This window comes from Paenibacillus sp. FSL P4-0081 (assembly GCF_000758565.1).
Classification (GTDB): domain Bacteria; phylum Bacillota; class Bacilli; order Paenibacillales; family Paenibacillaceae; genus Paenibacillus_AQ; species Paenibacillus_AQ phytohabitans.
Window position 1 is genome coordinate 6,832,211 of sequence record NZ_CP009280.1, and the last position, 19,383, is coordinate 6,851,593.

Here is a 19,383-nt window from a genome sequence, read left to right on the forward strand (position 1 = left end):
TCAGTTCAATCACTCGCTTCATAAGTCACCATAACACTTCAGTACAATCACTCACCCCATAAGCTGCCATAGCACTTCAGTACAATCACTCGCCCCATAAGCCACCATAGCACTTCAGTACAATCACTCGCTCCATAGCCACCATAGCACTTCAGTACAATCACTCGCTCCATAAGTCACCATAACACTTCAGTACAATCACTCGCTCCTTAGCCACCATAGCACTTCAGTTCAATCACTCGCCCTATAAGTCACCATAACACTTCAGTTCAATCACTCGCCCATAAGCTATCGCTCCATAGCCACCACAACATGCCCATATAACTTCCCGTTTCTTGCCTGTACATTCCAGCATAACCCCTTGCCTCTCATCCACCTGTGCTCTCGAGCACAATTCAGGCCGCCTCCGCACTTCAGCCGCCTCTCCACTTCAACACACCAGCCGCCTCTGCACTTCAGCACACTAGCTGCCACCGCACTTCAACACACCAGCTACCTCTTTCAACACACCAGCCGCCTCCGCACTTCAGCACACTAGCTGCCACCGCACTTCAGCACACTAGCTGCCACCGCACTTCAGCACACTAGCTGCCACCGCACTTCAACACACCAGCTACCTCTTTCAACACACCAGCCGCCTCTGCACTCCAACACACCAGCCGCCTCCACACTTCAGCACACCAGCCGCCTCCACACTTCAGCACACCAGCCGCCTCCGCACTTCAGCACACCAGCTGCCACCGCACTTCAGCACACTAGCTGCCACCGCACTTCAACACACCAGCCGCCTCCGCACTTCAACACACCAGCCGTCTCTCCACTTCAACACACCAGCCGCCTCCGCACTAACACACTAGCCGCCTCCGCACTTCAGCACACCAGCCGCCTCTGCACTTCAGCATACAAGCCGCCTCCGCACTTCAGCACCCAGCTTACAGCCCTACTACCCGCCCCAGCCATGGAACTCAGACCATGAATTCAGCAGGAAATTAAGGATGATAAAGCCATAGCCAGTAATGGCCCAGCGTGCCATCGCCGTACCGCTTCTGCGGCCGGAAACCTTCAATACTATATAGAGTATGTAGACTCCGAGGCCGATAAGCGTAGTTAGCACCTTCAGATCCTGGAACAGCGGCGTCCGCCCTTCCGCAATAATCGATAAGCCTGCCAGGATCAGCGAGGCCAGCAGCAGCGGCACACCGGCAAGGATAGCAGTATACGAATATTTGTCCATTGTCTCCAGGCTTGGCAGCCTGCGGACACGGTCATCCCACTTCTTATTCTTAAGCTTGGTATGCAGAAACAAATACATTATCGCAAATACGGTCCCCAGTGTCAGTGCGGCAAAGCTCAAATTGGCCAAAATCACATGCATCGCCAGCCAGCCGTGCACCGCACTCCAGCTCTGCAAGGCATGATCCTCTGCGGTCAGCCATACCCGGTTCAGCAGGAACACGCTGAACCCTGCCATGCTGAGCAGCAGAATTGTAAACTCGCCGCCCCGCGTGTACGCAATGGCAAGTGAGATCACCACCATACTGAAGGAGAACCAGAACAGGAAGTCATACGGTGTGAAGATCGGCAGACCGCCCTCCTGGGAGAAGCGGATCGCCAGCCCCGCGAGCTGCAGCAGGCCCACAACAGCAAGAAGCCCTGTGCCCAGCCGCTTTCCGCCCGGATTGCGCCGAAGGCAATCCGAGAAAACAAACAGCAGGCTCAGGGCATATAGCAGCAGAGCGGCATCATATATTCCGTTCAGCAGTTGCATGTCGCTCACCCGCCCAGCATGCCGGCCGGAGCAAACACCGTCCCCGGCACCGCGAACTTTCCGCCGGAGGATACTTCAGCAGGCGCCTCCTCAACCGGTATAGCACTACGGTCATCCGGACCCGGGTCCAGCTGCTCCTGCAGTGCAAAAATCTGGGTGAAGTACTCCAGAGCTTCATTCCCCTGCTTCCCGCCAGACAACTCCTTGATGACATTGATCGGATCATGCATCATCTGGTTCACAATACTTTTGGTCAGGCGGCGGATAACCTTACGCTGATGCTCATCCAGTTCAGGCAGCTTGTTGAACAGACTGTCCATCGTTTCTTCATAAATCCCGTTCGACTTGTCCTGCAGCGCACGGATCACCGGTCTGACACCTAGCGTCTTCAGCCACAGCTGGAATTCATCCATTGCCTCACTGATCATCACTTCAATCTTGGCAGCTTCACTGCGGCGCATTTCCAGATTGCTCTCCACAATGCCTTCCAGATCATCGATATCATAGAGGAAGACATCCGGCACACTTGCCGCAGCCGGATCAATATCGCGGGGCACGGCAATGTCGATCATGAACAGCGGCCGTGACGGCCGGCGCTTCATCCCTTCAGCCACTTGGGCAGCCGTCAGCACATAACCGTCGGCTCCCGTGGAGCTGATGACTATATCCACTTCATCCAGACGCTTTAGTGCTTCCTCAATCGTGCTCGGCTTGCCCGAGAACTTCTCGGCCAGCTCCACCGCCCGGGACAACGTCCGGTTGGCGACAATAACCTCAGCCGCGCCGCTGCTGTATAGATGCTTCACTGTCAGCTCACTCATTTTGCCGGCGCCGAGAATGAGCACTCTTTTGCCGGTAAACATCCCGAAGATCCGCTTGCCCAGCTCCACCGCTGCATAACTGACCGAAACCGCACTTTCACCGATGGAAGTCTCGCTATGCGCCCGTTTGCCGAGCGTCACCGCCTGCTTGAACAGCCGGTTGAACCACGTTCCGGTTACACCCTCCGCCTGGGCAGTCAAAAAAGCACTGCGTACCTGTCCCAGGATCTGCGTCTCGCCGATCACCATGGAATCCAGGCCGCAGGTTACACGCAGCAGGTGGGCAATCGCCTGCTCGTCTTCATATATATACATATGCTGCGCAAATACATCACTTTTTACACCGAACCACTGCTCCATGTAGCTGCGGATGAAATATCCGCACATATGAAGGCGGTCCACGACCACATAAATTTCCGTCCGGTTACAGGTGGCGACTACGACCCCTTCCAGAACGCTCTTCGTCTGCATCAGCTGATGAAGCGCAGCAGGCAGATCCTTCTCGGCAAAAGCGAACTGTTCTCTCACCTCTACGGGAGCCGTACGGTAATTCAGGCCAACGACGACAATATGCATCGCTTGTTCACCATCCTAATCTCTATTCATTGGTGTAGGCACTGTTACTGCTTATTAGCATGTATTAGTATCAATTTCACAAGATCTCAAATCGCTGTGTTAAGTATATCACATCAAAATACGGCTTTTTACAAAACCTTTGAACTATTTATGAATTGCAGATAATAATTATTATAAATAAAAATCCGCCAAAGCACCATGCTTTAGAATGGGTTATTTAGAGTTTTTTTATGAATCCGCAGGTTATCTGTATTAAATATAATCCGGTGAGGGTCCGGCACAAATAAACCGGCTTAAAAATCAATTCAAACACGTAAATGTTATCTTATATAACATTAAAACAAAATATTGACACACATTATTGCGGATGATAGCATATAACAAATGATCTGCGTAATATTATATAACACCAAAATCGTAAACAATCATTTATAAACCATCCGATTCATTAATATGTCAGATTCTCTAATCAAACATCTCTTGTATAAGCTCGTTAATTTGGAATGAGCGTATCTACAGGCAACCGTAAATTGCCCCAGGCTACAAGAGGCCAGACAAGATACTGGAGCAACCAGTGAAGGGAACACGGCTATGCCCGGCTTCTCCTCCTGACATACCAGTCTTGTCCTGCGCCTCTTGGTCCTGGGGTTTTTGGCATCTATAATAGAAGGAGTGAGGGCAATGAGTGCATCCTACGCACGGTTAAGTGAATCGATCAGCCAAGCCAAGAATGTGAGGATCTACAAGAATAAAGATACAGCCTATGACTTTAAGCTATACCCTTTTGGAGAACGCGGAACCTACATCACCCCTGAGCTGATCAGCGAGATTACCGACAGTCTGGCAGAGGCCGTTACGGAACAATTCCCGGATTTCGATTACATCGTATCGCCTGAACCGGGCGGGCATACCTGGGGCATGCTTGCGGCCTATAAGCTGATGAAGCCGATGAATATCCTGCGGCTCAGCACGGAGCTGTATGAGAATTACGAGGTCAGCATCAAACGCGAAACGGCGTATAACGAGAATTATATTTATTTTGACGGATTCTCCGCCGGTGACCGGGTGCTGCTGCTGGATGATGTGATCAGTTCAGGCGCTACCATCCGCTGCATCGCTGAGCAAATGTCCGTTATGGGCATTGAGCTTGTGGGTGTGCAGGCAATTCTGGCAAAAGGGGAACACTACAAGCAACTGGAAACGGACATCGGGGTGCCGGTAAGGTTTCTATCCAAGGTATGAAGTGTATAAATCAACAACCGCAGAATTGATGAAACTTTAGCAGGGGAGTGACAAGCCATGGCTTATTATTATGAGCAGCCTTCAAGAACCTTCAGTGAGTTCCTGCTGGTGCCCAGTCTGACCACCAAAGAGTGCATCCCGGGGAATGTCGATCTCCGGACGCCAGTAACCAAATTCCGCAAGGGCGAGACTCCGGCGCTGACCATGAATCTGCCCGTTACTTCAGCAGTCATGCAGGCCGTATCCGACCATAACATGGCGATTGCATTGGCCAAAAGCGGCGGCATCTCCTTCATCTATGGCTCGCAGTCGATCGAGCAGCAGGTCGAGATGGTCCGCCGGGTCAAAAAGTTCAAAGCCGGCTTCGTCCTCAGCGACTCCAATCTGAAGCCGGAGGATACACTGCAGGATGTACTGGCGCTGAAAGCGCGCAGCGGCCACTCCACCATTGCCATTACGGACAACGGGGAACCGACAGGCAAGCTGATGGGCATTGTCACAAGCCGCGATTACCGCGAGAACCGTCTGCCGCCGGAGTGCCCGATTACTGAATTTATGACGCCGTTATCTTCACTGATCTATGCCGAAGAAGGCATCACCTTAACCGAAGCCAATGATATGATCTGGGATCATAAGCTGAACTGCCTGCCGATTGTTAATGCCAGCGGCCATCTCGTCCACCTTGTGTTCCGCAAGGATTATGACAGCCATCAGGAGTATCCGCTGGAGCTGCATGATGACAACAAACAGCTCATTGTCGGCGCGGGCATCAACTCCCGGGATTATAAGGAGCGCGTACCGGCGCTGGTGGAAGCCGGGGCGGATGTTCTGTGCATTGATTCCTCTGACGGTTATTCCGAATGGCAGGCCGAAACCATCCATTATATTAAGGATACTTTCGGGGAGAAAGTGAAGGTCGGGGCGGGCAATGTCGTCGACAAGGAAGGTTTCCTGTACCTCGTGGAAGCCGGGGCGGATTTCATCAAAGTCGGCATCGGCGGCGGTTCCATCTGTATTACCCGGGAGCAAAAAGGGATCGGACGCGGCCAGGCCTCCTCCGTCATTGAAGTCGCAGCCGCCCGCCAGGAATATTACGAGCAGACCGGCATCTATGTCCCGATCTGTTCCGATGGCGGGATTGTCCATGATTACCATATTGTGCTGGCGCTGGCGATGGGAGCTGACTTCGTGATGCTGGGCCGCTATTTTGCCAGATTCGATGAAAGCCCCGGACGCAAGCTGCTGGTCGGCGGGAACTTCGTCAAGGAATATTGGGGTGAGGGGTCGAGCCGCGCCCGCAACTGGCAGCGTTATGACTTCGGCAATGCCGACAAAGAGAGCAAGCTGGAGTTCGAGGAAGGCGTGGATTCCTTCATTCCTTACGCCGGACGGCTCAAGGATAATCTGGATCTCAGCATCAGCAAAATCAAATCAACCATGTGCAACTGCGGCTCGCTGACCATCCCGGCACTGCAGAAGCAGGCGAAGATAACACTGGTTTCCTCCACAACCATCTTTGAAGGAGGCGCACATGATGTTATGCTGAAGGAAAAGGACAGATCATCCTCCTGATCACATCCTAATCCATAAGGAGCGTCAACCATGACACAAATTACCAAAGTTCTGGTCAGCAAGGACCAGCTGCAGCAAAGAGTTCAAGAACTGGGCGCTGAAATATCGCGTGACTATGAAGGCAAAGAGCTTGTACTTATCGGCATTCTCAAAGGCGGCGCTGTATTCATGTCCGACCTGATGCGCGAAATCACTTTCCCGGTCGGCATCGACTATATGTCAGTGTCCAGCTACGGTGCAAGCTCCACCTCCTCCGGTGTCATCACGATCAAGAAGGATATCGACATGGATATCCGCGGCAAGCATGTCCTGCTCGTCGAGGATCTGATCGACACCGGCCTGACACTTCAGCATTTGAAGGAGCTGTTCGCACTGCGTGAAGCGGCAAGCGTGCGAATCTGCACCATTCTAAGCAAACCTTCCCGCCGCCTGGTCGAAGTTCCAATCGAATACTGCGGCATTGACATTCCCGATGAATTCGTTGTCGGCTATGGTCTGGATTACGCCGAGCAGTTCCGCAATCTGCCTGAGGTCTGGATTGTGGAGACGGGCGATTAAACTAGGATTAAGAAACCGTCAATTCTCCTATAGCTGGAGAATTGACGGTTTCTTTGTTCAGCAGAGAGATGGTTCCACAACCGTCTCCCCTGTCAGAAACGGTCCCAGCAGCCGGATTTGCTCATAAGGTGCCAGCGGATTGGCAATCCGCCGCAGCATCAGCTCAGCCGCCCGCTCCCCTGCCTCCTGGACCAGCAGCGCCGGGCGCGACAAGCCGGGACAAGCCTCCAGTTCCCCATGCTCCATCGCAACAATTGATATCTGATCCGGAATATTAAGTCCCAGTTCCTGCACCTTCCGCAGAATGGGCCAGGCTTGTCCATGATTCGCCGAGAGAATAGCCGTAGGGCTTCCTGTCTGAAGAATGGCCGATAAGTCAGCAAGCCATTGAGGATCAGCGGGGTTCACATGATACATCTGTTCAGCAGCGGAAATTCCCCGGCTTGCACAGGCGGCCCTGAAGCTCTGATAGCGCAAGCGGAATCCCCGCTGTCCGTCCGGCTCTCCCACGTACAGAATTCGGCGATGACCGCTGCGGCAGAGCGCATTTACCGCAAGAATGATCGCATGCTGGACATCCCAGATTACACTGTCCACCTCGGCACCTTCGGGCGGGAAATTGATCATTACCTTCGGAAGACCAAGCTGCAGCAGAATGGTCTCTGCCCAGACGGGCAGCAGCGGCGACAGAAACAATCCGTCGCAGTATAGAATGCCGCTCTCCTCCAGCCAGTCCGCCAGCTTGTCCGGCTGGGGCCCCTCAAACGGCAGCAATACGGATTGTACCTGATGGCCCAGTTCATCCATGCGCTGATGCAGACCATGGAACTGCAGATTCAGAAATGAGTGGTCTGCAGGCATCAGCATGACGAACCGGCGGGGCTTGCCCGCCGCATAGGCAATGGATTCAGCGGCAAGCCCCGCTTCCTGCGCTTTGGTCGCATAATTCATTGCCCGGGCAGTAGCGAATACCAGCCTGCGGGTCGGTTCCGACATGCCCGGCAGCCCGCGCAGCGCTTTGGACACTGTGTACACGCTCAGCCCCAGGCGGTCCGCCAGATCGCGCAGCGTGACCGTTTTTCTCTTTGACACACGGCTTCCCCCTTTTACTTGGCCATTCCATTCTTCCATAGCTCTCCTGCAATGCAAGCCCACAATCCCCTAAGTACAACTAAAATCAAGCTATAATCCCTTGTTCCTTATATCTATTATAAAGCTAAGCTCTATATAGAAAGGATGAATATGGTGAAAAAAGAACAGATAAATCTGCAGGTGGCTGCAGAGATATATGAGGAGGCCGATGTCGTCGTGATCGGGGGCGGTCCGGCCGGGACAGCGGCGGCGATCTCCGCCGCCCGCTGCGGACAGAAGGTAATACTGCTGGAGCAATCAGGGCAGCTTGGAGGGATGGGAACACTGGCTAATGTCAGCATCTATATGAGTGTCGGCAACGTGACCGGCATCTACCGTGAAATGCTTGAAGAGACAACTCCCGAAGCCGTTCCCGGCTCCCACCTGACGTCGCTGCACTCCCGGAAGGACCAGTACTCCCCCTTTGCAGTGCGCCATTATCTGAACGGCAAACTGCACCGGGAGAAGGTTAAGGTCTTCTACCATACCGTCTATGTCCAGCCCGTCATGGAGGGGCAGCGGGTACGCGGAGTACTGGCCCGGACCCGCGAAGGGCTGAAGGCCTTCATGGGCGGGATTGTGCTGGACTGCTCAGGGGACGCCGCTGTGGCCAGTGATGCCGGAGTGCCTATGCGCTACGGCCGGGAACAGGACGGATTAACACAGCCTATGACCCTTATGTTCACCATGCAGAATACCGGTAAGCCGGTTGTCCCTTATCTTCCTGAGGACTGTGAGATATATGAGTCCGTAGACGATCTGCCGCAGGGACGCCACCTGTACTGGGAAAAGAATGATGACGGCACGCTTTTGGTCAATATGACCCGCGTTAAGGGCAACGGTGCCCGTATTGAAGACACCAACTTCGCGGAGCGCGAGGCTCTGCGCCAGGTTTTCTCAACGGCCCATTATTTGCAGCGCAACGGCTTTGAGAATTACATTATTGCCCATATTCCCGGCCAGACCGGTGTGAGGGAAACCGGGCAAATCGTTGGCCTGCATACATTGACCGAACAGGATTTGCTTGAAGCCCGCAGGTTCGGGGATGTCGTGGCGCAGACCAATTATGAAATCGATATTCACAGCCCTGACGGGCAAAAAACGACGGAGGAGCGCCAGCTGGGAAGCTACGATATTCCGTACCGCTGTATGGTACCTGCCGGTGTGCAGGGGCTATTGGTAGCGGGACGAAGCATTTCGGCGACTCATGTAGCCATGTCCTCCATGCGCGTGCAGGCCACCTGCTATGCGCTGGGTCAGGCGGCCGGAGTCGCAGCAGCTGTCGCCAAGGAAGAGGGCACCGTCCATATGGCGGATATTTCAATACCGCGGCTGCATCAGCTTCTGGCTGAGCAGGGCGTACAGTTTCATGGAACTGCGCTGTCTGCCGGGAACAACGGCAAGCAGGTTGCCCCTGAATGTTCCGGGAAATTATAAGCCTTTACAGCAACCGGCCCCGGCTATCTACCGCCCTGCCGGAGAAGCTTACGATAACGGCCCGGAGGTACACCTGTCAGGCGTTTGAAGCTGCGGCAAAAATAAGACAGATCTTGAAATCCGGCTGTCACCGCAACCTCGATCAGCGGCATACTCTCAGCTTCCAGCAGCTCCTTGGCACGGTTGATCCGGTAATGTGTTAAATATTCCAGGATCGCAATGCCGGTCTCCTGCTTAAAGATCCGGTGCAAATAGGAGCGGGAGAAATGAAAATAACGGACCATCTCTTCCATCCGGAAGGGGAGCTTGTAGTGGTCGGCAATGTAGCCGGTCATCTGCTCCGCGAGCAGCTTCCTGCGCTCCTCCGCTTGCCGGGGCGGCGGGCCAGCCTTCTGCCGTGTCAACACAGCGAACAGCCGGAGCAGAAGGCTTTGCACTTCCAGGGTGTACGCTTCCCTCTTGCCTGCAAGCTCGCTCTCCAGCTCGAGCAAAATAGCCCGGACGCTCTCCAGCTGTCCGGTATTCAGCTGCCAGAGCACAGAAGCAGACGCTCCATCGGGCAGCCATTCGCAGACTTGCTCCGCTGTGGAGCGGTCTACGCTGCAAAGCCTGTCCAGATACCTCTCGTCTACTGAAAGAATCAGCCGGTGCAGCAGCTGGCCATTGGCCGGTCTGGGCATATGCAGCACGGACGGCCTCACAATAATCAGGCTGCCCGCGAAGATCCCGTAGGCTTGATCTCCCGCAATGAATCCCCCGCTTCCTGCCAGGCAGAAGTACCATTCATAACCGTGATGCGAGTGCAGTTCCGCCTGCTTGATGCCATTAATGCGCTGTACACATTGAACCGGGTAATCTGCAAGCGCCCTGTTCGTCATATCATCGACCATATAGGAATTCTGCTTCTTCAATCCCGCTGAAGAAGCAGAATCCAACTCATTTACAGATCTCATTCCAGACATGCCAAGCTTCCTTTCCTCATCAGTATAAGTGTACAATTCTCCAATATATCGGGCAGGATCGCCCAAGAATTCATACAGGCAAGCCACTTATACTGCTTAATATAAGCTCAACTCTAGATCACAGGAGGACTAGTAGATTATGACAACCTTACCTTCATCACAAACACTTGAGTATGCAGCGGGCAAAGTGTACTCCTATATGCTGCGGAACCATTCCGGTAATTGGGGAATGGACATGGCGCATTGGGATTGGGTTCCCGGCGTAGGTGCCGCCTCTATTCTGGAATATTATCAGCAGGACGGCGGCGATGAGATTATAAACCGGCTGTCAGAATGGGCCCTTGCGCATTTGCACCAATCCGGGCATGCAAAGGTTATTAACTCCATGGCTCCGTTTGCCATCTTTCCCGCACTGTACAGCGTCACAGGGAATCCTGTCTTTAAGGAGAGCGCAGTCCGTACCGGTCAATGGATGCTGCATGAAGCGCCAAGAACCCGGGAAGGCGCTTTCGAGCATACGGTGACCGAACAGGCAAGCTTTCCGGAGCAGGTCTGGGCGGATACCGTGTTTATGGCTGTGCTGTTTCTGGCCCGTCTGGCCCGGCTGACCGGAGAAACCGGGTATGCCCGGGAAGCCCTCAGCCAGCTGGAGCTTCACCTGAGACTGCTTGAGGATAAACAGAGCGGCGTGCTGTTTCACGGCTGGAACTGTATCACCGGTGACCATATGTCTGCAGCCAGATGGACAAGAGCCAACGCCTGGATTGCCCTTGCAGCGCCCATGATTCTGCAGGAGGTGGAGGGCCTGCTGCCTGTGCCTGCCTCCATTACGGAGAGATACCGCCGCTTGATGGCGGCGTTAATCGGTTATCAGAGTCCGTCCGGACTCTGGCATACAGTCATGGACCGGACAGACTTCTATCTTGAAACCTCCGGGAGCGCCGGCATCGCAGCCGGGATATTCAAGGCTGTACGGATGGGCCTGCTCGGCGAAGCAGCTCTGGGACCTGCCAGAGCTGCACTTGAAGCGGTGCTGGGCACGATCAAGGCCGATGGGGAGGTCGGCGGCGTGTCCGGCGGCACTCCGGTGATGCCCACTGTGGAGGACTATAATGAAATCTCCTGCATTCCCACTCTCTACGGTCAAGGCCTGGTGCTCATTCTTCTGGCCGAAGCCATGAAGTGAAGGCTGACCGTTCACAAGACCCTGCCTATGCGGGGGGAAGCCAGACCAAAGGCACCGCAATCCTTGCGGTGCCTTTGGTCTGTGCCGGGCTTGTATACCGCAGCACTTAATGTTCAGATACCGAAGATCAGTCTCCGGGCCTCCTTACCCCTTAGTCCTGTCCTCTGAGCGCTTCCACCATGTCCGGTTTCAGCCGCAGATTAAGCGCCAGTTCCCCATCGTCCGTACTCCAGCTTGCAGTAACTTCTTCCCCGTTGCCTGCGGCCGACATGGTTACGAAGAAGGAGTCCGGGCTGCTGTCCCGTCCCTCATCCTCGCGTACCGACAAGGTAAAGACGACCGCTGCCTCGTCCAGAGCCGTAAAATCAATTCTCCGGCGTTCACCGCTGTACAGCACCAGATCAAGGCAGAGGGTATCGCCGCTGTGGACAATTTCCCATTCCGGATTCTGGACCAGCGAAGTTGCCCCTCCGGCAAACCGGGTATACAAACCGCGAAGGGAAAGCTTCACCCCGCCTATGGATACCACCGCCCCGCCGTCCACGGCATTGGCGGTTACACCGTCAAGACGGCCGCCGATTTCCAGCCGCAGGCGCAGATCCTCTGCCTGGATGCCGCCGTCGATCCGGTCCAGACCGATATGCGTATCCCCGCCGTTCAGCGAGAGCTGAAGACCGCACAGCACGTTCCCCTTGCGCTGCTCGGCGGAAAAGACGGGTGCGGAAAAATCATAGCCGTCATGCAGCATCCGCAGCGCCGCATAGACCGTTCCGCCGGGACCGTCCACATAGGCCAGCAGATTGCGCCGCTGATTCCACATGACCTCCTTGCTGGCCGAACCAAGCGCATAGCGCGTAGTCATGTAAGTAACAGCGGTTTTTTCATAGCCGTCTTCACTGCGGTAATACACCTCGCGTACTTCCCTTTCAGCGGCTTCCCTGAACAAGGCGCGGTAGGATTCGGGACAGGAAATACCAAGGTTGTACCATTCCAGATCGTAGAACATATCCGCTGGAGCACAAAAATCCAGTTCTCCCTCCAGCGCCAGCTGCAGGAACGCCCTAGCTGCATCCGGCAGCAAGGTGGAATAACAGCGGCTATGTGGCCCCGCCCATTGCCCTGTGGACGCGTGAAAATGCCGTGCCACCCCATCCCAGGCCAAATTTAGCATATCCTCGCATATTTCCAGCGCCCGGCCGATCCTGGTCGCGGAGCGGATGCGCGATAATTCAATAATCGCCACCTTAGTGTACGTCGGACTGTTGTATTCCTGAAACGTCCGGGTTCGGCTGGCATATTGATGGAAGGCCTCGAATTTCTGCAAGCCATAATCCAGATAGCGCGGATTCTGAAACACTTCTCCCGCGAGCAGCGTCACAAACGATCCCATAATGGCAATATTCGTATAATGCGGACCCATGTTGCGCCGGATGATGGACTCGCAGGCGTGAAATACCGATTCCCGCACCCTATCCAGCAGCTCCGCAGGCATCCGGTGCTTATGCCGGATTACTGTTGTTAGAAGTACTTTCCCGATAAAATCCGCCCAGTTCCAATCCGGGGGCCTCATGCTGGACAAGGGCTCTTCCAGATAATACGACCAGATACCATAAGTCACGCTGGCCGGATCATGGTCCTGAAGTGAAACGATTTGCCGGATCACGGCAAAAGCCCTATCCTCAGCATCCGTAAGCCCGGTATCCAAAAGCCCTTGGGCATATTCAATGGAAGAACGTATGGAATGCACCTGTTCCACATTCTGAAGTGCGGTGTGGTAGCCGTTGGTTGTATATTTCTCTCTGATCATCGAATGCACCGGGCTGAATTGGTTCTCCAATTGTTCAAGCCTCCACCGCAGGAGAGCCTGTTCATCGAGCATATTATTCATTGTGATCCTACCCTTCATATAGGAAGGAGAAGCCGCCAATGCCCCGGCTTCTCCCGCTCCCTGTTACTTGCGCCGCTGCTCCCGGTATTCGGAAGGCGTCAGCGCAGTGAACTTTTTAAAAATGCGGACAAAGCTGTTGACGTTGCCGTAGCCGACCGCTTCGGCAATATCCATAATTTTGCCGTCCGTCTCCTCCAGCAGCCGTTTGGCCTCAGCCATGCGCAGCGCCATCAGATAGTCGATGAAGTTGCCCTCGGTCTGCTCCTTGAACAGCTTGCTCAGATGGGACACGCTGACCCGGTATTCCTCAGCCAGCAAATTCAGCGAAAGATCGGTTCGGCTGTAATTGTCATGAATATATTCCAGCACCTTCAGAATCAGGCCGTTTTTCTCCCTGCTGCTCCGTTTCTCTTTGATGGCTTCCATATGCCCCTGCAGGGTCTTCATTAGAAATTCCTTGATCTCTTCCAGGCTTTTGTGCAGATTTAGCGACTCCTGCAGCTCCTGGGGCATTTGGATATTATTGTGGCCGATGCCAACATCCTCGGCGATTTCCGCCGCCTTCATCAGGCATTGAAGGCTGAGCTGCCGGATGATCTGGGGCGGCACGCCATATTCGGCGAAGGCTTCGAACCATCGTTCCACCTGCTCGCGCAGCTTCGTGCCGTCCAGCAGCTTCAGCGAATCCATCATATCCTCCGTCATCGCCACCAAACGGTAGAAGCGGGGAGAAAGATCGCCGTGAATATCCTCACGGGTAATGATCGAGTTCGCGCCGAAGACAAGGCGGTAGGATAAGGCTTCTTTGGATTGCTTAAAGGACTTGTGAAGCTCTGTCATAGACTCCACCAGCCCTCCCACCCCAATGGAGATGGTGCGCCGGAAGTGCTCTTCCACATACGATTTGATCAGTTCCGCCACAGCCACCGCCCGCAGCTCGGCATCGGCATCATCGTCGGCAAAGCTGATGATGATCGCACAGGTGCCATTCTCCAGCTCGATGGCAGCGCCCTTTCCCTCTGCCAGAATCAACTCTTCGGCCAAATTGCAAAGCGCATAATTGTACAGGTGCACATCCCGGATCGCGGCAATCTCCTCCCGCCGGTCCAGCTCCGCGTTCAGCACGACAAAGCGGTTCGGATGAAACTGGATTCCGAGCATCTCCATATACTGCACAACATTGTAGATATTGATCTTATAGTTGGAGAGCAGCTCCATCAGCAGCTGCCACTTAAGCATGGGATGGGTTTCCCGCATCTGCTTGTGCAGCTGGTCGCTCTGAACCAGAATCCCTTCAAAAGCGGACTCCAGAAATTGCAGATCATCTGCCCGGTCTGTCTCCTTAGCCTGTGGAGAATATTCGTTCAATTTGACGGAGAGTGTGTGCAAAAACCGGTTCAGCGGTCTGAAGGTCCACTTGCCGAGCGCCAGGCCCATGGCGGCAGCGGCAATGAGGATCATCGCCGAAATCACGGCCAACGTATTGCGGAGTGCAATAAGCGGCTGGTTGAGCTTAAGATCGGAAACGGTGCGGATCAGCGTCCATCCGGTGTAAGGAGAGTCCGTATAGAAGACCATCGACGGCTTCTGATCCACCTGTGAGTGAAAATTCCCCGTTCTGCTCTTGCGGCTCAGTGCCTCATGAATATATGAGGACTGGCCGATGTTCTGCCCCAGCTTGTTCTCGGCGGGATGAAGCACGATCTGCCCTGTCTCATCCACAATAAAGGTCTCCCCAAGATCCTCATCCTCATTGTGAATCAGCGAGAGCAGCATTTCCGTCTTCAGATTCAGTGCCATTGCCCCTTTGCGGGCACCCACGGAATGAAGCAGCGGATAGGTGCGGACCAGCGTGACCACATTTCTGTAGATCGGCGAGCTGGACCGGTTAATGACCAGCTGGCGGCTCGGCAGCCACTCAAAATAGCCATCGAACGTCTCGAACGTATTGATCCAGCCGTAATCCTCCAGCTTGCGTTCCTCGGTCAGCACATCCCCGGAAACCAGCCTGTTCTGGCTGTAAGAATACATATCAATGGAGAAGATGTAATCGTCACTGCTTATGAGCCGGTCGATCTGTCCGCCCAGCCGGAAATCATTGCCCGCCGCTTCCTCGCTGGGAAGCTTCTCATCAAAAAACTTCTGGACCTCATCATTCTGAACGAGCTGCACGGACTCATTGTCCACACTCTTCAGCACCAGCTCCAGCTTCTGGTTCATATGCTCCAGCAGCTCCATATTCGTCCGCGTCAGGCGGTCCTTAAGATCGCCGGTGAAGATGAAATAAAACAACAGCCCCGATATGCACACAATCAGGAACAAAAGAATCAGCAAGCCCGCCATCAATTTTTTTGCCCATTTATTCTGCAAAGCTCCCCATCCTTTAGTTCCCGACTGATCTCAGCCGTTACTCAAAACTTGCCTTGTTCTGCTCGTACCATTCCTGCGCCTGGACCTCTACCTGCTCTCCGCCCAGCCGTTTCCATTCCTTACGGATTTCCTCAAGCGCCCAGGCACCGGTATACTTGCTTCCCTGTGTGGTAACCTTGGCGCGGATCTCATTGATAAAGGGCGTCATGGATGTCTGGATTTCATTGAATTCCACAAAGCTTGGCTGATATGGAATATCCCGTCTGAATTCATTCTTCATCGCCAGCTCAAGCCCCTGCTGGCTGAGCGCGGCGAGGCGCTGGGAAACTTCGTCCGCAGCGGCCTTCACCAGCAAATCTTCCGGTTTGAACGTATTGTTGCGCAGGACGGCGTATTCTCCGGCGTATCCTACTTCTTTCTTGAATTTGTCAGGGTCGATCACCTTGGCGACTCCGTTCACGTCGGTGTAGTGCTCGCCCTCAAAGCCGTTGTTAAGTGCCTTCCAGCCTTCATCCACCATCCAGTCCAGATAATTCACAGCCGCTTCGGGATCGGCCATATCCTTGTTGAAGGCAACATAAATGAATGGGGAAGTCTCCTGATACAGGCCGAATTTGCCGTATTTCGTGGATACCGGCTCCATTGGCACAGGCTGCGCATCCGGCACATTGGCCAGCATATCCTTCAGCTGAGATTCCATCGTTCCACCGCCCCAGTTGGCGATATAGATGCCTGCTTTGCCGGTGGTCCAGAGCTGGATGGCCCGCTGATTGTTCTTGTCGGTCAAATATTCCTTATCGACCAGCCCCTGCTCGTATACCTGCTTCTCCAGGGACATGACATCGCCAAACCGGTCAAGCAGGGCACCGTACGCCATCTTGCCGTCTTCCAGATACCACTGGTTATTCATATCCGCATAAATGGCCGAATAGAAGTCAAAGGTGGTTGAGCCTACGATCGGCGTCGTATCCGCGGCGCCGTTGCCGTCCGGGTCTCCATCCTTGAAGGCCTGGGCGACCTGAAGCAATTCGTCAATGGTTGTCGGCATGGCCAGTCCAAGCTTATCCAGCCAGTCCTGGCGAATCCAGGCGCCGTGATTGGCAACGGAATTCATGGTCCGCTCCGTGGCAACCGCATACATTTTTCCGTCGAACGTCAGGTACGGCTTAAGTTCTGGATGCGCTTCCAGATAGGCTTTGTAAGAGGTGCTGTACTTCTCGATATATTCATCAATCGGCTGGATCGCCCCTTGAGTAACCAGCTTTCCGATATAACTGCGGTCAAATTCCCAAATCAGGTCCGGCGCCTGGTTGGAAGCGATCAGCACATTTAATTTATCCTGGGCCTGTGCCCGGGGAACCGGAATAATCTTCACGTCTATCCCGCTCTGCTCCTTGATCCATTTGACCCAGCGGTTGTCCTCATAGGTGCCCTCATCGCTGGAAACGCCGCCGCGGTCGAACATTGAAACGCTTACAGCCTTGGACTTGCTGTTTGTCGCCTCGGGGCTGGAGGTTGCCGGCGAATCTGTCTTGTTATTCGCCGTGTCCGTGTTGTTCGCGCACCCGCTCAGCAGCGTGGCCGCCGCTATCCCCAGCGTCAACGCTGAGGACAGCCATTTGGTTTTGTGCATTTTCATTTTTAAATAACCTCCCTTATTAATCTAGCATATCTTCAAGCTTGTGGTAAGCTCGTGATATCAGCCTTTGACCGAACCCAGCATAACGCCTTTGACAAAATGCTTTTGCAGGAACGGGTAAACACAGAGAATCGGCGTGATCGAGAAAACAATGGATGCCGCGCGTATTCCCTCCGGTGTAATGGAAATCTGCCCTACGCCTTCCCCGCTCTTCAGCAGTTCGGGACTGACCATTTCGATCATCTGATACAATCTGACCATCAGGGACATTTTGTCGGTGCTCTGGATATAAATCAGCACATTCATATAAGAGTTCCACCAGCCCACTGCATAGAACAGGGTCAGAGCCGCAATGACCGGCATGGACAAGGGAAGGATAATTCTCCAGAGTATGGTCAATTCATTGGCTCCATCGATAGCGGCGGATTCTTCCACCTCTTCCGGAAGTCCCTCGAAAAAGGACTTCATGACAAACATGTTATAGACGCTGATTAATGCGGGCAGCCAGAGCGCCCAATACGTGTTGACCAGCCCCAGAGCGTTAATTAACAGAAAATGGGGAATCATCCCGCCGCCAAACAGCATGGTGAACAATACAGCCATCAGAATAGCATTTCTTCCCCGCAGCCTGCTTTTGGACAAGGGATAGGCGCACAGCACGGTGAACAGCATGTTAAAAGCAGTCCCCGCAACGGTGATGAACACCGTATTTTTCATGGCTACTACCAGTTGCCCGTCGTCCAACAGATTGCGGTAGGCGTCCAGATTAAAATCAACCGGCCAGAGGAAAACCTCCCCGCCGCTGATCGCCCGGCTGCCGCTGAAGGATGTGGCGATAATATTGATAAAGGGAAACACTGTCGCCGCGGCAAACAAGGCAAGCGCGATATAATTCAGCCACCGGAAAAATACGGATGAGAACTCGGCTTTGGCTTTCATAAATGTAATCGACCTCTTTCTGTAAGCATGATTCCTCCTACCACAGGCCCCGCTCTCCCATAGTCTTGATCAGCCGGTTGACCGAAATGACCAAGATAAAGGCGATAAGTGACTGGAACAGCCCCAGGGCCGTTGTATAGCTGTATTGAAGATTTTCGATCCCGCGGGTATAGACATAAGTACTGATAACCTCGGCAACCTGGCTGACGGCGCTGTTCTTCATGGCGTAGACCTGCTCAAAGCCGACATCCATCATTTGGCCTACCCGGAGAATCAGCAGAATTGCCGCGGTACCGCGGATACCCGGCAAGGTGACATGCCAGATTTGTCTAAATTTACTGGCTCCGTCGATTTTGGACGCCTCGTACAGGGTAGGGTCAATGCCGCTTATAGCCGCCAGATACAGAATCGTTCCGAATCCCGCCTCCTTCCATATGCTTGAAGCAATGAAGGATACCGGCCACCAGAAGGTGTCTGCCATGAAATAAATCGGCTCCAGACCAACCCATTGCATCAGTTGATTCACAATCCCGGTGGATGGGGACAGGATGGCGATGACTATGCTCCCCAGAACCACCCAGGAGATGAAATGCGGGATGTACAGCAGATTTTGCAACACACGCTTGTAGCTGCTCCGGGTCACCTCGTTGAGCAGTATAGCCAGAATAATCGGCACCGGGAAAGCAAATACGAGACTGTACAAATTAAGCAGCAGCGTATTCCGCAGTACTGTATAAAATTCCGGGCTGGCAAACAGCTTCCTGAACTGCTCCAGACCTACCCATTCGCTCCCCCATATTCCATCCGCCAGCCTGTAATTTTTAAATGCAATAATTTCTCCGAATAATGGGCCGTATTTGAACAGCACAAAGAATACAGCAACCGGAATAAGCATGAAATACAAATATTTATCCCGCTTCAGCTGTTTCCGGAATCGGCTTTTGGATACTGCGGCTCCGGAGCCTTTCTGCATCGCCGGTGGTATATAGGGCTCTGCGGATTGTGACAAGTTAATCTCTCCTTTCTTGTTTCTTGCTAAAGGCTCGTTCAGCAAGCGCATCCTCTGTCTGAACGGCTGCCCTCAAATTAGCATGAAAGAAGGAGCTTCCGAAACCTTCACTTTCCCGTTTTCTACACCATTTCCCGATCTGGCACCCTTCATCATTTGTTCCAACCTTCATTTTTTAAGCCGGGCAGTACATTCGGTTCCTTTTTTGGAAGATTATATAGCACAAATAGCGGCATTCCCGAAGGAATGCCGCCCGTGCAAACATTATAAAGATTCGCCGCCCTC

14 protein-coding genes and 1 riboswitch are annotated in these 19,383 nt (G+C 53.7%); of the genes, 5 read left to right on the plus strand and 9 right to left on the minus strand.

All coding sequences use genetic code 11. From position 1 onward, the window contains the following. Nucleotides 1–943: 943 nt before the first annotated feature. A complete protein-coding gene (gene ccsA, locus P40081_RS29065; RefSeq protein WP_042139605.1) occupies nucleotides 944–1,768 on the minus strand; it encodes a cytochrome c biogenesis protein CcsA in 825 nt (274 codons plus the stop codon). 5 nt (nucleotides 1,769–1,773) lie between these two features. Further along, nucleotides 1,774–3,165, minus strand: coding sequence for a glutamyl-tRNA reductase (gene hemA / locus P40081_RS29070; protein WP_042139606.1), 1,392 nt, complete (start codon nucleotides 3,163–3,165; stop codon nucleotides 1,774–1,776). Between the two features lie 460 nt (nucleotides 3,166–3,625). Further along, nucleotides 3,626–3,728, plus strand: a riboswitch (purine riboswitch). A gap of 118 nt (nucleotides 3,729–3,846) precedes the next feature. On the opposite strand from hemA, the gene P40081_RS29075 reads away from it, so the two are divergent. Genes P40081_RS29075 through hpt form a run of 3 tightly spaced genes read left to right on the plus strand, consistent with a single transcriptional unit; the run spans nucleotide 3,847 to nucleotide 6,537 of the window. Then, complete coding sequence (locus P40081_RS29075; RefSeq protein ID WP_039308084.1) at nucleotides 3,847–4,407, plus strand: phosphoribosyltransferase; 561 nt, start codon at nucleotides 3,847–3,849, stop codon at nucleotides 4,405–4,407. Nucleotides 4,408–4,464: 57 nt separating this feature from the next. Continuing rightward, complete coding sequence (locus P40081_RS29080; RefSeq protein ID WP_039308082.1) at nucleotides 4,465–5,979, plus strand: IMP dehydrogenase; 1,515 nt, start codon at nucleotides 4,465–4,467, stop codon at nucleotides 5,977–5,979. 30 nt (nucleotides 5,980–6,009) lie between these two features. Further along, complete coding sequence (hpt, locus tag P40081_RS29085) at nucleotides 6,010–6,537, plus strand: hypoxanthine phosphoribosyltransferase (protein ID WP_042139607.1); 528 nt, start codon at nucleotides 6,010–6,012, stop codon at nucleotides 6,535–6,537. Nucleotides 6,538–6,594: 57 nt separating this feature from the next. Here the strand turns inward: hpt and P40081_RS29090 are convergent, their stop codons facing one another. Next, the gene (locus P40081_RS29090; RefSeq protein ID WP_197074296.1) at nucleotides 6,595–7,629 is read right to left on the minus strand and encodes a LacI family DNA-binding transcriptional regulator; all 1,035 of its coding nucleotides are present in this window, start codon (nucleotides 7,627–7,629) and stop codon (nucleotides 6,595–6,597) included. Between the two features lie 150 nt (nucleotides 7,630–7,779). Between P40081_RS29090 and P40081_RS29095 the strand changes: the two genes are divergently transcribed. Continuing rightward, complete coding sequence (locus P40081_RS29095; RefSeq protein WP_063779808.1) at nucleotides 7,780–9,105, plus strand: FAD-dependent oxidoreductase; 1,326 nt, start codon at nucleotides 7,780–7,782, stop codon at nucleotides 9,103–9,105. A gap of 23 nt (nucleotides 9,106–9,128) precedes the next feature. Here the strand turns inward: P40081_RS29095 and P40081_RS29100 are convergent, their stop codons facing one another. After that, nucleotides 9,129–10,067, minus strand: a complete 939-nt coding sequence (locus tag P40081_RS29100) for an AraC family transcriptional regulator (protein ID WP_042139610.1) — start codon at nucleotides 10,065–10,067, stop codon at nucleotides 9,129–9,131. A gap of 139 nt (nucleotides 10,068–10,206) precedes the next feature. Between P40081_RS29100 and P40081_RS29105 the strand changes: the two genes are divergently transcribed. Then, a complete protein-coding gene (locus P40081_RS29105; RefSeq protein ID WP_042139611.1) occupies nucleotides 10,207–11,253 on the plus strand; it encodes a glycoside hydrolase family 88/105 protein in 1,047 nt (348 codons plus the stop codon). 151 nt (nucleotides 11,254–11,404) lie between these two features. Here P40081_RS29105 and P40081_RS29110 read toward each other — a convergent pair whose 3' ends face one another. From P40081_RS29110 to P40081_RS29130, 5 genes are all read right to left on the minus strand, one after another. Beyond that, complete coding sequence (locus P40081_RS29110) at nucleotides 11,405–13,141, minus strand: DUF8769 domain-containing protein (RefSeq protein WP_156118725.1); 1,737 nt, start codon at nucleotides 13,139–13,141, stop codon at nucleotides 11,405–11,407. Between the two features lie 63 nt (nucleotides 13,142–13,204). Next, nucleotides 13,205–15,511 carry a helix-turn-helix domain-containing protein gene (locus P40081_RS29115; protein ID WP_042139613.1) on the minus strand — a complete coding sequence of 769 codons (2,307 nt, stop codon included), beginning with the start codon at nucleotides 15,509–15,511 and terminating at the stop codon, nucleotides 13,205–13,207. Nucleotides 15,512–15,548: 37 nt separating this feature from the next. Next, nucleotides 15,549–17,150, minus strand: coding sequence for an extracellular solute-binding protein (locus P40081_RS29120; RefSeq protein ID WP_231575210.1), 1,602 nt, complete (start codon nucleotides 17,148–17,150; stop codon nucleotides 15,549–15,551). Nucleotides 17,151–17,210: 60 nt separating this feature from the next. Further along, nucleotides 17,211–18,089 carry a carbohydrate ABC transporter permease gene (locus P40081_RS29125; protein ID WP_042139614.1) on the minus strand — a complete coding sequence of 293 codons (879 nt, stop codon included), beginning with the start codon at nucleotides 18,087–18,089 and terminating at the stop codon, nucleotides 17,211–17,213. A gap of 37 nt (nucleotides 18,090–18,126) precedes the next feature. Beyond that, nucleotides 18,127–19,098: an ABC transporter permease gene (locus P40081_RS29130; RefSeq protein ID WP_231575211.1), complete on the minus strand. Its 972-nt coding sequence runs from the start codon at nucleotides 19,096–19,098 to the stop codon at nucleotides 18,127–18,129. Nucleotides 19,099–19,383: the final 285 nt, after the last annotated feature.

Coding starts and splice junctions, on each gene's coding strand:
- ccsA (WP_042139605.1), bottom strand. CDS start 1,768: ATGCAACTGCTGAACGGAATATATGATGCCGCTCTGCTGCTATATGCC.
- hemA (WP_042139606.1), bottom strand. CDS start 3,165: ATGCATATTGTCGTCGTTGGCCTGAATTACCGTACGGCTCCCGTAGAG.
- P40081_RS29075 (WP_039308084.1), top strand. CDS start 3,847: ATGAGTGCATCCTACGCACGGTTAAGTGAATCGATCAGCCAAGCCAAG.
- P40081_RS29080 (WP_039308082.1), top strand. CDS start 4,465: ATGGCTTATTATTATGAGCAGCCTTCAAGAACCTTCAGTGAGTTCCTG.
- hpt (WP_042139607.1), top strand. CDS start 6,010: ATGACACAAATTACCAAAGTTCTGGTCAGCAAGGACCAGCTGCAGCAA.
- P40081_RS29095 (WP_063779808.1), top strand. CDS start 7,780: ATGGTGAAAAAAGAACAGATAAATCTGCAGGTGGCTGCAGAGATATAT.
- P40081_RS29100 (WP_042139610.1), bottom strand. CDS start 10,067: ATGTCTGGAATGAGATCTGTAAATGAGTTGGATTCTGCTTCTTCAGCG.
- P40081_RS29105 (WP_042139611.1), top strand. CDS start 10,207: ATGACAACCTTACCTTCATCACAAACACTTGAGTATGCAGCGGGCAAA.
- P40081_RS29110 (WP_156118725.1), bottom strand. CDS start 13,141: ATGAATAATATGCTCGATGAACAGGCTCTCCTGCGGTGGAGGCTTGAA.
- P40081_RS29120 (WP_231575210.1), bottom strand. CDS start 17,150: ATGAAAATGCACAAAACCAAATGGCTGTCCTCAGCGTTGACGCTGGGG.
- P40081_RS29125 (WP_042139614.1), bottom strand. CDS start 18,089: ATGAAAGCCAAAGCCGAGTTCTCATCCGTATTTTTCCGGTGGCTGAAT.